The sequence below is a fragment of the Pseudomonas sp. HMSC065H01 genome (assembly GCF_001815235.1).
In the GTDB taxonomy this organism is placed as follows: domain Bacteria; phylum Pseudomonadota; class Gammaproteobacteria; order Pseudomonadales; family Pseudomonadaceae; genus Pseudomonas; species Pseudomonas aeruginosa.
On the sequence record NZ_KV819908.1, the window covers coordinates 20,159 to 32,379 of the forward strand.

Below are 12,221 nucleotides of genomic sequence, written 5' to 3' on the forward strand. Positions count from 1 at the left end.
TCCAGGGATGCGGCGCAGGGCCGCGGCAATGGCTGCAAGGCACCGCCACCGCGCCGCGTCAGGCGTGGGGCAGGAACAGGTCCGCCAGGGTCTGGCTACGCGGTACGCCGGCCAGGTAGAGATGCCGGGCGAAGCGTTCGACGCTGGCGGGTTGGCCGCAGAGTAAGGCCATGCTGCGCCGCGGAACAAGGCGGAGATCGGCCAAGGCAGAGGGCAACTGCGCCGCCGACACCAGGTTGACGCGCACTTGCGGATGACGCCCGGCCAACTCCGCCAACTCGCTCGCCAGGTAGTGGTCGCGCGCCAGGTGCAGCAACTGGATCGGCGCCTGGTGTTCCGCGCGCAAGGCCTCGCGAAGTATCCCCCAGAGCGGCGCCAGCCCGGTGCCGGCGGCCATCAGCAACAGCGGTCGCTCCTGCCAGTCCGGCTCGTAGCGCAACGCCCCGCCGCGCAACTCGCCCAGACGCAGGAGCGCGCCAGGCGCCAGGCGCCGGGCGCGGTCGCAGAACGCGCCGGGAGCGCTACAGTCGATGTGGAACTCCAGCCATGGGTCCTCGTGAGGCAGGCTGGCCAGCGAATAGGGACGCGCCACGCCATCGTCGCTCCACAGCAGCAGGTGCTGCCCGGCGCGATAGCGCAAGGGCCGCTCCGGCTCCAGGCGCAGGCGCAGCACATCGCCCAGCCAGTGGCAGGCTACGACCCTGGCCGGCAGCCCGTCGCGCTCAGGATCGAAAGGCTGCAACACGAGGTCGCCGAGCACCCGGCACTGACAGGCCAGCCGCCAGCCCGCTTCGCGCCGTGCCGGATCGAGCGCCTCCGGGAGGGTGTCGTCCACCTCGCCCTGCAGGCAATGCACCAGGCAGGCGTGGCAACTGCCGGCGCGGCAGCTATGGGGCACGGCGATGCCGCCGGCGAGCAGCGCATCCAGCAGGTTGCTGCCGGCGGCGACGGCAAGGCGTCGCTCGCCGACCCGTATGTCAGGCACTGGTGACCTCCCAGGTGGCGTCGCAGCGGTTTCGTCCGCCGCGCTTGGCACGGTAGAGCGCCTGGTCGGCCCGCTGCAAGGCCTCGTCGAGATCGTCGTCGGCATACAGCAGGGTCATGCCCACCGAAAGGCTCAGGGTATCCACCGTGACCCCGACCGGTTCCGCCTGTTGGAACGCCAGGCGCAGGCGCTCGCAACAGCTTTCCAGCTGTTCCGCGTCGGCGTGGGGCAGCAGCAGGACGAACTCCTCGCCGCCGTAACGGGCCAGGACGTCGCCATCGCGCAGACAGGAACGCGCCACCGCGGCGAAGGTCTGCAGGACCCGATCGCCGGCGGCGTGGCCGTGGCGGTCGTTGATCCGCTTGAAGTGATCGAGGTCGATCAGCGCCAGGCCGTGCTGCCGGTTCGGCAGCAGGTCTTCCAGCGCCCGGCTGGCCATGCGCATGAAATGCCGGCGGTTGAACAGACCGGTGAGTTCGTCGGTGGCCACCAGGTCTTCCAGTTGGCGCATCATGCCGCGCAGCGTGTCCTGGTGCGCCTGCAAGGCATAGCGGCGCTGGCGCATGCGTTGCCGCATCGCCTGTATGTAGCTGGCGAACAGGCTCAGCCAGACCATTACGATGAACATCACGAGCACCTGCAATGCAGCCCGGCCCGGTAGCTCGAGACGCTGCTGCAAGGCCTCTACCAGGTAGATGCCGGAAAAAGCGATGAACGCCAGCGCCGCACAGCGGGCGAAGACCCGCGGCGGCAGTTGGAACACGCCGAACAGCAGGGCCAGCACGTAGAACACCATGAAGGTGCCGCGCAGGCTGTCGACGTGGTAGAGGAAATAGGTCAGCCAGGCGATCGCCACCAGCACCTGCGGCTCGGTCAGGCTGGGATCGGCGTAACGCAGGTTGCGTCCGCTGGCGAACAGCCAGAGGAAGGCCAGTTGGCAAGCCACCACCAGGGTGGTGCTGGCCGCCGCGGTGGTCGGCGCTGCGCGGTAGAAGCCGCTGAGTAGCGCCAGCCAGAGCAGGACCAGGCCGAGCAGGTAGGTGCCTGCGGCCATGCCGAACCGGCGGAGCAAGAGCTTTTGCAGCGCACGCTGTTTCAGGGGAGGCTTGTCTGTGCGCATGGGCTCCGTCCCGTAATGGCACCTGGCCGCAATGTACCCTGCCCCCTGCGGGTTGCCTAGTCGAACGAACTGCCAGCTAGCGGACCGCGGATTTATCGGCCGACCAGCCGGCTGGCCGACCAAGGTCTGATCGTCGGCGCGTGCGCCCGTCTCGCCGGAACGGCTATACTGTCGCGCCTTTTTTGCGCCGGTGCCTGACCGGCGCGCTCCTCGGCTGCGGCCGGCTCCGTGACCCTGCCCCGCATCCGAATTACCCGCCTGAAGAGGACCGTGCTCCATGGCCGTGATCAAGCAAGACGACCTGATCCAGAGCGTCGCCGATGCCCTGCAGTTCATCTCCTACTACCACCCGGTCGATTTCATCCAGGCCATGCATGAGGCCTACCTGCGCGAAGAATCGCCGGCTGCCCGCGACTCCATGGCGCAGATCCTGATCAACTCGCGCATGTGCGCCACCGGCCACCGCCCGATCTGCCAGGACACCGGGATCGTCACCGTGTTCGTCCGGGTCGGCATGGACGTGCGCTGGGACGGCGCTACCATGAGCGTCGACGATATGATCAACGAAGGCGTGCGTCGCGCCTACAACCTGCCGGAGAACGTCCTGCGCGCCTCGATCCTGGCCGACCCGGCCGGCGCGCGGAAGAACACCAAGGACAACACGCCGGCGGTGATCCACTACTCCATCGTTCCCGGCGACAAGGTCGAGGTCGATGTCGCGGCCAAGGGCGGCGGCTCGGAGAACAAGTCGAAGATGGCCATGCTCAACCCGTCCGACTCGATCGTCGACTGGGTGCTGAAGACCGTACCGACCATGGGCGCCGGCTGGTGCCCGCCGGGCATGCTCGGCATCGGCATCGGCGGTACCGCGGAGAAAGCAGCGGTGATGGCGAAGGAGGTCCTCATGGACCCGATCGACATCCACGAACTAAAGGCCCGCGGCCCGCAGAACCGCATCGAGGAACTGCGCCTGGAGCTGTTCGAGAAGGTCAACCAGCTGGGCATCGGTGCCCAGGGCCTGGGCGGCCTGACCACCGTGCTCGACGTCAAGATCATGGACTACCCGACCCACGCCGCCTCGCTGCCGGTGTGCATGATCCCCAACTGCGCCGCGACCCGCCACGCCCACTTCGTGCTCGACGGCTCCGGCCCCGCCGAACTGGAAGCGCCGTCGCTCGACGCCTACCCGGAGATCGTCTGGGAAGCCGGCCCGTCCGCGCGCCGCGTCGACCTGGACAAGATCACCCCGGAAGAGGTGCAAAGCTGGAAACCGGGCGAGACCCTGCTGCTCAACGGCAAGATGCTCACCGGCCGCGACGCCGCGCACAAGCGCATGGTCGACATGCTGAACAAGGGCGAAACGCTGCCGGTGGACCTGAAAGGCCGCTTCATCTATTACGTCGGCCCGGTCGATCCGGTCGGCGACGAGGTGGTCGGCCCGGCCGGTCCCACCACCGCCACCCGGATGGACAAGTTCACCCGCCAGATCCTCGAACAGACCGGCCTGCTGGGCATGATCGGCAAGTCCGAGCGCGGTCCCATCGCCATCGAGGCGATCAAGGACAACAAGGCGGTATACCTGATGGCCGTCGGCGGCGCCGCCTATCTGGTCGCCCAAGCGATCAAGAAGTCCAAGGTGCTGGCCTTCGCCGAACTGGGCATGGAAGCGATCTACGAGTTCGAGGTAAAGGACATGCCGGTCACCGTCGCGGTTGACACCAACGGCGAGTCGGTGCACATCACCGGCCCAGCGGTCTGGCAGAAGAAGATCGCCGAAAGCCTGGCGGTCGAGGTCAAGTAAGCCTGCTCCGTCCCTGAAAAAGCCCGGCCCCGCGCCGGGCTTTTTCGTACGGCCACTGGCCGGAGCCTGGGCTGGCAGCGCCGCAGGCGCCTTGGTTCAGCCGAACCAGAAATACAGCAAGGTCAGGTTCGCCGCCGAGATCAGGCCGAACAACGACCAGGCCAGCGCGCTGACCCAGCGCGGGTTGACGAACTCCCCCATGAGGCCCCGGTCGCTGCTGAAGCGAATCAGCGGCCACAGGGCGAACGGCAATTGCAGGCTGAGCACCACCTGGCTGAGCACCAGCAGCTTGCCTACCGCGGCTTCGCCCAGCCAGAGCACGCCGATCAAGGCCGGCACCAGGGCCAGGCCGCGGGTGATCAGGCGCCGCTGCCAGCAGGGAATCTTCGCCCGGAGGAAACCCTCCATCACCACCTGCCCGGCAATGGTGCCGGTGAAGGTCGAGCTTTGCCCCGCCGCCAGCAGGGCGAAGCCGAACAGGAAGCTGGCCAGGGCGCCGCCCACCAACGGGTCGAGCAGGTGGTAGGCGTCCTGGATCTCCACCACCTCGGTATGGCCGCTACCGTGGAAAGCCGCGGCGGCGAGGATCAGGATCGCCGCATTGACCAGCAGCGCCAGGGACAGCGAGCCGATGGTGTCGAGCCGGGAAAAGCGGATCGCCGAGCGTTTGCTCGCCGCGTCGTCGCCGCTGACCCGGGTCTGCACCACGGACGAATGCAGGTAGAGGTTGTGCGGCATCACCGTCGCGCCGAGGATGCCGATCGCCAGGTACAGCGGCTCCTGGCTGCTCAGGGTGTCCCAGGACGGCCGCAAGCCGGCGGCGACATCCGGCCAGTAGGGGCCGATCAGCACCAGTTCGACGAAGAAACACGCGCCGATGGTCGCGATCAGCCCCAGCACTATGGCCTCCAGGCGGCGGAAGTTGGCGCCCTGCAGGGCCAGCACGATCAGGGTATCGAAGGCGGTGAGGACCACCCCGGTGGTAATCGAGACGCCCAGCAGCAGGTGGAAGGCCAGCGCCGCGCCGAGCACCTCGGCAAGGTCGGTAGCGACGATCGACAGTTCCGCCAGCAGCCATTGGCCACGCGCCACGCCAGGGCGGTAGCGCTCCCGGGAGAGCTGCGCGAGGTCGCGGCCGGTGGCGATGCCCAGGCGCGAACAGAGGCTTTGCAGGAGCATCCCGGAAAAGCTCGCCAGCACCACTACGAACAGCAGCGCGTAGCCGAAGCGCGAGCCCGCCTCGATGGCGGTGGCCCAGTTGCCGGGGTCCATGTAGCCGACCGAGACCAGCAGGCCGGGGCCGACGAACAGCGCCAGCTTGCGCAGCGGCGAGGCGTCGGCCGGCACCGCCACGCTGTGGCTGACCGCCGAGGGACAGAACGGCGCGGTGGCCGTGGTGGGCAGGGAGTATTTCACGAGGCGACGCCGGATCGGGGGAGGAAGTGCGACCAGCCTAAACGTTTCACCCCGGTCGCGTCTTCCCTCGCCTCAGGCCTGGGCGCGCTGGCCGACCAGGCTCAGCTCGGCGACTTTCTCGCGCCGCTGCGCCAGGTAGCGGGTGCAACTGACACGCAGGAAGGAGGCGAAGTTGAGCACCTCGCCGCGATAGTCCATCACTTCCTCGTAGAGATTGGTGATCAACTGGTTGGTGCTCAGGCCCTCGCCTTCGGCGATTTCCCGGAGGATGTCCCAGAACTGGTTCTCCAGGCGCAGGGTGGTCACCACCCCGCGGATGCGCAAGGAACGCGAGCGCGATTCATAGAGGATCGGATCGGCTTTCACATAGAGTTCGCACATGCGCGGGGGTCTCCTGGGTCTCAGTGGCTGATGCGGGTGCCGAGCGCCTCGAGGAAGCGCGCCAGCCACGCCGGATGCGCCGGCCAGGCCGGAGCGGTGACCAGGTGGCCGTCGACGTGGGCCTGGTCCGGCGGAAGGTCGACGTACTCGCCGCCGGCCAGCCGCACCTCCGGGGCGCAGGCCGGATAGGCGCTGCACGCCCGCCCTTGCAGAACGCCGGCGGCGGCCAGCAGCTGGGCGCCATGGCAGACCGCGGCGATCGGCTTGCGCGCGGCATCGAAGTCACGCACCAGAGCCAGCACCTGCTCGTTCAGGCGCAGGTATTCGGGCGCGCGGCCGCCGGGGATCAGCAGGGCATCGTAATCCTCGGCGCGGGCCTGGGCAAAGTCGGCATTGAGGGTGAAGTTGTGGCCCGGCTTCTCGCTGTAGGTCTGGTCGCCTTCGAAATCGTGGATGGCGGTGCGCACGCTTTGCCCGGCCCGCTTGTCCGGACACACCGCATGCACCTGGTGGCCCACCATCTGCAGGGCCTGGAACGGGACCATGGTTTCGTAGTCTTCGGCATAGTCGCCGACCAGCATCAGGATCTTCTTCGCAGCCATCACGCGCACTCCTTCGGGCAGGGCCCGGTCATACCGGGGATGCACCTAAGGTAGCCAATCCGCAGGGGGACGCGGGTAATAGACGGTTACTACACGCGTGCCGGGTTCAGATGCCGATCTTGTCCAGGGCCCGCCCGACGCCTTCCCAGAACGAGCGCTGCACGCGTTTCCGGTAGCCGCTGGCGGCGAACTGCATGGGCTCCTGGACCTGGTGGGTAGTGCCGATTTCCGCAGCGCCGAGATCGGCCGCCACCAATTGCAGCGGGCCATCGCCCTCACCCGCCGGGTGCTCGCTCTTCGGTGGCGGGTTGAGTTCGTCGTAGCGCAGGTAGTAGACCGAGCCGGCCCTGGCCTCGAGCATGAAGCTGGCGATGCGGGTGAAATCCATCGGACCGTCGGCGAACAGGGTCCAGAAGCTGCCCGCCAGCGGCCGGCGCATTTCCAGCTTGTAGCTGCCGGTCTCGAACTCGAACGCCAGGTAGCCGTTGCTCGGCAGGCTGCCGATCAGTTCGTTGTTGAGGAAGATCCCCGGCGCCTCGAGTTCCTCGTCCGCCCACTGGCTCCGCGGACGGTAGAGGTAGACGGTGGCGTGGCTGGCATCGGCGCTCGGATGGGCGACGAAGGCCGGTCCGTCCACCGCACCGAAGAACGCGCCGGGCGTGCTGCAGCCGACCAGGCTCGCGACGATCGACAGGGCCAGCGACAGGCTGCGCAGCATGCTCCATCCCTCTTCTTATGGTTATCCGCGCAGCATAACCAGCCGGGCCGGGCCTGCCACCCGTCGAAAGTCCGGTTCTCCGGGAGAACGGCCTCAGGCCGGGCGCGGCACCTTGGCCAGCGCCGGCGCCGGCATCAGCCGGCGCACCAGCCACTTGCGCACCGGCACCACGCCGCGCTCCTGGAACAGCACGCAGAACGCCACCAGCAGGACCAGGAACAGCGGGTAGTAGAGCAGCGACGATGGCAGCGCGGCCGCCGCCTCGGTGCAGGCGCGCCAGTCGTCGAGACAACGCCCCGGCACGGCGATAAGGCGCTCGCTACGGGAGAACAGGGTGAACATCGGCACATGCAGGGCGAACAGCGACAGCGAGGCGGCCCCCAGGCGCGGCGACCAGTGGCGGACGAAAGCGCTCTTCGGGTCGGCGGGCAGCGCGCAAAGGCACACCAGCAGCAACTGGGCCGGTAGCAGCAGGCCGTTGTGCAGCAGGAAGTACCAATGTTTGGCGCCCTGGGTGAACAGGTAGTCGGCCACCAGGAAGGCCGCCACCATCAGCGCCACCAGCGCGGCCAGCAGGCCGCGTCCCGGCACCATGCCACGGTCGCGGTAGCCGCGGAACAACCCGTAGGCCAGGATGCCGCCAAGGAATTCCGGCAGGCGCAGCAACGGATTGCGGTGCAGCAGGCCGGTCCAGGGGATCCCGTAGCTCTCGCTGGCCACCACCAGCGCCGGCGGGATCAGGTAGACCAGCCAGACCAGCGCCAGCACCTTCCACTTGTGCCGGCTGCGCATCAGCCGCGGGGCGACGAAGGGAAACGCCAGGTAGAAGAACATCAGCGTCGACAGCGACCACAACGGCGCGTTGAAGGTCAGGTAATAGGGATTCCAGGCCTGCAGCAGGAGGATCTGCAGGATGCTGTTGACGAACAGTTCGGTGTTGCTCATCCAGTGCAGGAAGAGTTCCGGGTGGGTGCGGCCGAGCACTTCGTTGGTGTCGTAGATGACGAAGCGCGGGGTGGCCTTGTCCAGCTCGGGACCGATTCCCAGGTGGCTGAGGGCCAGCAACACCAGGATCGACAGCAGCAGGGAGAACAGGTGCAGCGGATAGAGATTGGACAGTCGCTTGGTCCAGAAGCTGCGGGCGCTTTCGCGCAACCGGCCGCTGCGTGCGTAGACATGGGCCAGGAGGAAGCCGGAAAGCACGAAGAAGGTACTGGTGGCGAAGAACCCCAGGCTGGTCAGTTCGTCGAGACCGGGAAACTTCTGCTCTTTCGGATAGGTATGCAGGGTGTGGTACACCACCACGTACAGGCCGAGCAGGAAGCGCAACCATTCCAGTCCGATGAAACGTTCCTTGGAGTCGGGCGTTGCCACGCATCTCTCCTTTGTCATTGTAATGGGCGGTCCGGGGTAGACCCGCAAGCTCCCCGGCAAGTTTCACCGGGCCGGCCAGCGGCTACGAACGGCCGCTCCCTAGCGCCGGCGGTCGAGGAAATTCACCACTACCCGGTCAAGCCAACCCCACAGGCGCTGGTGCAGGCGCATCCACAGGGGTCGCGCGCGCCACATCGCCAGGGTCACCTCGCGGCTGTCGGCGAAGTCCGCCAGCAGGCTCGCCGCCGCCTCATTGGTGAAGTCCGGGTCGAGGGCCTCGAGATTGGCGTCGAGGTTGAAGCGTAGATTCCAATGATCGAAGTTGCAGGAGCCGACGCTCACCCAATCGTCGACCATGACCATCTTCAGGTGCAGGAAGCGCGGCTGGTATTCGTGGATGCGCACGCCGGCGCGCAGCAGGCGCGGGTAGTAGCGCTGCCCGGCATAGCGCACCGGGGCGTGGTCGGTGAGCCGCCCGGCCAGCAGCAGGCGCACCTCCACGCCGCGCTGGGCGGCCTTGCGCAGGGCCCGGCGAACCTTCCAGGTCGGCAGGAAGTACGGCGTCGCCAGCCAGATCCGTCGGCGCGAGCCGTTCAGCGCGCGGACCAGCGATTGCAGGATGTCGCGGTGCTGGCGGGCGTCGGCGTAGGCCACCCGGCCCAACCCACGGGCCGCCCCCGGCTGCGGCGGAAGGCGGGTAAGGGTCATGCCCTCGCGGGGCTTCCAGGCTTTCTCTTCGAGACAGGCCAGCCATTGCCGCTCGAACAGCGCCGCCCAGTCCGCCACCACCGGGCCGTCCATCTCGACCATCACCTCGCGCCAGGCGCTGACGTCGCTGACCGGTTCCCAGAATTCGTCGGTGATCCCGGCGCCGCCGACATAACCGAGGCGCCCGTCCACCAGCAGCAGCTTGCGATGGTCGCGGTAGAGATTGCCGCCAGTCAGCTTCCAGCGCAGCGGGTTGTACAGCCGCAGTTCGCCGCCGGCCTCGCGCAGGCGCTGGATCCAGGCGCTGCCCAGGCCGAGGCAGCCGAAGCCGTCGAACAGGCAGCGCACGGCGACGCCCCGGCGGCGGGCATCCAGCAGGGCGACGAGAAACAGTTCGGCGCAATGCCCGTCTTCCACCAGGTACAGCTCCAGCTCGATGCTCCGCTGCGCCGCCTCGATGGCCAGCAGCATGCGCGGGAAGAACCGCACGCCGTCATTGAGCAGGGCGAAGCGGTTGTCGCTGCGCCAGGGAAAGACCGGGCCGCTCACCGCGAAGTGAAGATCAGCACGGCGCCGACCGGCACCGAGAGCCCGATGCTGCCGGCGCCGGCCAGCTTGCGCAGGGTCTCGATGCCGGGGGCGAGGTCGAAGTCGGCGGCGTCCAGCACCAGCGGCGACAGGGTCACCACCTGGAAGCGATGCTCGTCCAGGCGGGTCACCAACAGGTCGCTGGCGTAGCTCTTGCGCTTGCCGTGCAGGCTGACGGTCACCGGCTGGCGCATTTCCAGTTGCACGCCGTCGGCCAGCTCGACGATCGGCGCCAGGTCGAGCTGGGCGGTGATCTCCGCCTCGGCGAAGCGCTTGGTCTCGAACAGATGCTCGCGGATGCGTTCGTCGCGCAGCGGGATGTCGGTGCTCACCGAGTCCAGCTCGACGCGCAGGCGCGCCTGCCCCTTGTCGTCGACCTTGCCGTGCATGACCAGGAAGCGGCCGACTTCCGAAAGGGTAGCGTTCTTGGTGGAGATGAAACTGAGTCGCGACGACTCGTAGTCCAGGTACCAGGCGGCCTGGACCGGCAAGGCCAGGAGGGCCAGGCCGAGGCAGATCAACTTGTGCATGCGGGCTCCCTTTGCGTCCGGCGCCACCTTAAACCGGCCGCCTGGGAGCAGGCAAACTCCCGCGTCAGTCGAGCGCGTGCTGCAACTGACTGACGGTATCGGCCAGGGTTCCCAGGTGCCGGCGGCGCACCCGTTCGACGCAATCCTGGTCGCGCGGCCAGTGCAGCGCCACGCTGCCGAGCAGGCGACCCTGGGCGCGTACCGGCAAGGCCACCGCGCGGATCAGGAACGGCAGGCGCACCGGATACTCCCAGTGTCCCTCGGTACGCTCGCCGTAGCCCTGGCCGTGGGCCTGCTCGCGGGTGCGCAACCAGAGGTCCTCGTCTACCTGGTGCTGGCGCGCCAGGCGGCGCACCTCGCTGTCTGCCAGTTCGCCCAGGCAGGCCTTGCCCATGGCCGAATGGAACAGGCTGGCGTGCTGGCCGACCACCAGCCGGTTGGCCGGGTAGCGCTTGCGCAGGACGCCGGGCACCGAGCTTTCCGCCACCAGCAGGCGGTCGCCGTCGAGAATCGACAAATCGGCGACCAGCCCGGTGCGCTCGCTCAACTCCACCAGCAGCGGCGCGGAACGCTCCACCACCTGGCAACGGAAGCGCTCGGCGGCGTCACCGTAGAGGCGGGTGGAACGCAGCCGGTAGCGCCGGTCGGTCAAGCCGCGGTACAGCCAGCCCTGCTCCAGCAGGGTATGCAGCAGCCGCGACACCGTGGCCTTGGGCAGTTCGGTCAGGTAATGCAGTTCCTCGAGCCCCAGCGCCTGGTGCTGGCCCAGCAGATCGAGGATCGCCAGCGCCCGCTCCACCGAACGCACGGTTCCCGCCTCTTCTCTTTCCGGCATGACGACACCTCCACCGTCGACAGACCGTTATGGCAAAGCAAGATGCAGGCCCAGGTCATGTAGGAAGAATCTGCGAATACGCCAGCATTGCTCCGCGGCCTAGTCGATGCCCCCTGGAGCCTCGAGCATCGCCGGCGGACGGCGGCTGACCCAACGGGTCAGGCCCTCGTGGGCATGGGCCAGTTGCAGCACCGCCAGGTCGGCCTGCGCCGGGCCGATTATCTGCAATCCCATCGGCAGGCCCGCCGCGCCGAAGCCGATCGGTACGCTGATCGCCGGCAAACCGGCCAGGGTCGGGCCGATCACCACCTCCATCCAGCGGTGATAGGTGTCCATCGGCCGCCCGGCGACCTGCCGCGGCCACGCCGTTTCTGCATCGAAAGGAAACACCTGGGCGCTGGGCAGCAAGAGGAAATCGTAACGTTCGAACAGACGCGCCAGCGCCCGATACCAGTCGCTGCGATCCAGCGAGGCGCGATAGACCTCGGTGGCGCCGAGGCCGAGCCCGGACTCCACTTCCCACTGCGCCTCCGGCTTGAGCCGGACGCGCCGTGCGGGATCGGCGTAAAGCTCGCCAAGCGAGCCCTGCACCAGCCACTGGCGATGGACCAGCCAGGTGCGCCACAGGCGCTCCAGGGGATAGTCCGGCAGGCACGCCTCGACGTCGCAGCCCAGCTCGGCGAAATCGCCCAGCGCGGCTTCGCAAAGCTCCAGCACGCCCTCCTCCATCGGCAGGTAGCCGGCGTAGTCGCCGAGCCAGCCGAGCCGGGCTCCGCGGAAATCGCGCCCGAGGTCGTCGGCGAACCTGCGCGGATCGTCGCGCAACGACAGCGGACAGCGCGGATCGTAGCCGGCCTGGGTGGCCAGCAGCCGGGCCAGGTCCGCCACGCTGCGCCCCATCGGGCCTTCGGTGGCCAGTTGCTGGACGAACAGTTCCGCTTGCGGGCCGTGCGGCACCCGTCCCTGGGACGGGCGGAAGCCGTAGACGTTGTTGTAGGCGGCGGGGTTGCGCAGCGAACCCATCATGTCGCTGCCGTCGGCCACCGGCAGCATGCGCAGCGCCAGCGCCACCGCCGCCCCACCGCTGCTGCCGCCGGCGATCCGCGCCGGATCGTAGGCATTGCGGGTGGTGCCGAACAGCGGGTTGTAGGTCTGCGAGCCGA

General features: G+C 68.1%; 12 protein-coding genes. 1 reads left to right on the top strand and 11 read right to left on the bottom strand.

The window, feature by feature from the left end; all coding sequences use genetic code 11:
• Nucleotides 1-58: 58 nt before the first annotated feature.
• Entirely contained in the window at nt 59-985 is a 927-nt protein-coding gene (locus HMPREF3014_RS22580) for an iron-sulfur-binding ferredoxin reductase (RefSeq protein ID WP_003101153.1), read from the bottom strand.
• Nucleotides 978-2,105, bottom strand: coding sequence for a GGDEF domain-containing protein (locus HMPREF3014_RS22585; RefSeq protein ID WP_003101151.1), 1,128 nt, complete (start codon nt 2,103-2,105; stop codon nt 978-980). The genes HMPREF3014_RS22580 and HMPREF3014_RS22585 overlap by 8 nt, the downstream gene beginning before the upstream one ends.
• Before the next feature lie 277 nt (nt 2,106-2,382).
• Here HMPREF3014_RS22585 and HMPREF3014_RS22590 point away from each other — a divergent pair, with 277 nt between their 5' ends.
• Nucleotides 2,383-3,906: a fumarate hydratase gene (locus HMPREF3014_RS22590; RefSeq protein ID WP_003093938.1), complete on the top strand. Its 1,524-nt coding sequence runs from the start codon at nt 2,383-2,385 to the stop codon at nt 3,904-3,906.
• Nucleotides 3,907-4,002: 96 nt separating this feature from the next.
• On the opposite strand, the gene HMPREF3014_RS22595 is transcribed toward HMPREF3014_RS22590, so the two are convergent.
• From HMPREF3014_RS22595 to HMPREF3014_RS22635, 9 genes are all read right to left on the bottom strand, one after another.
• Complete coding sequence (locus tag HMPREF3014_RS22595; RefSeq protein ID WP_073624752.1) at nt 4,003-5,310, bottom strand: Nramp family divalent metal transporter; 1,308 nt, start codon at nt 5,308-5,310, stop codon at nt 4,003-4,005.
• A gap of 84 nt (nt 5,311-5,394) precedes the next feature.
• Nucleotides 5,395-5,703 (bottom strand): ribbon-helix-helix domain-containing protein, encoded by a 309-nt coding sequence (locus HMPREF3014_RS22600; RefSeq protein WP_003101146.1) that lies wholly within the window; start codon nt 5,701-5,703, stop codon nt 5,395-5,397.
• 20 nt (nt 5,704-5,723) lie between these two features.
• Nucleotides 5,724-6,308 carry a DJ-1/PfpI family protein gene (locus HMPREF3014_RS22605; protein WP_003120861.1) on the bottom strand — a complete coding sequence of 195 codons (585 nt, stop codon included), beginning with the start codon at nt 6,306-6,308 and terminating at the stop codon, nt 5,724-5,726.
• 103 nt (nt 6,309-6,411) lie between these two features.
• Nucleotides 6,412-7,023 (bottom strand): DUF2846 domain-containing protein, encoded by a 612-nt coding sequence (locus tag HMPREF3014_RS22610; protein WP_023087792.1) that lies wholly within the window; start codon nt 7,021-7,023, stop codon nt 6,412-6,414.
• 93 nt (nt 7,024-7,116) lie between these two features.
• Nucleotides 7,117-8,397 carry an acyltransferase family protein gene (locus HMPREF3014_RS22615; protein WP_023087793.1) on the bottom strand — a complete coding sequence of 427 codons (1,281 nt, stop codon included), beginning with the start codon at nt 8,395-8,397 and terminating at the stop codon, nt 7,117-7,119.
• 99 nt (nt 8,398-8,496) lie between these two features.
• On the bottom strand, nt 8,497-9,576 hold the full coding sequence (locus HMPREF3014_RS22620) for a phospholipase D-like domain-containing protein (RefSeq protein WP_003120863.1): 1,080 nt from the start codon (nt 9,574-9,576) through the stop codon (nt 8,497-8,499).
• Between the two features lie 74 nt (nt 9,577-9,650).
• Nucleotides 9,651-10,223 carry a YceI family protein gene (locus HMPREF3014_RS22625; RefSeq protein WP_003093949.1) on the bottom strand — a complete coding sequence of 191 codons (573 nt, stop codon included), beginning with the start codon at nt 10,221-10,223 and terminating at the stop codon, nt 9,651-9,653.
• A gap of 64 nt (nt 10,224-10,287) precedes the next feature.
• A complete protein-coding gene (locus HMPREF3014_RS22630) occupies nt 10,288-11,058 on the bottom strand; it encodes an IclR family transcriptional regulator (protein ID WP_003093951.1) in 771 nt (256 codons plus the stop codon).
• 99 nt (nt 11,059-11,157) lie between these two features.
• Nucleotides 11,158-12,221, bottom strand: a 1,064-nt coding sequence (locus HMPREF3014_RS22635) for an amidase (protein WP_070753849.1), incomplete at its 5' end; no start/stop codon positions are given.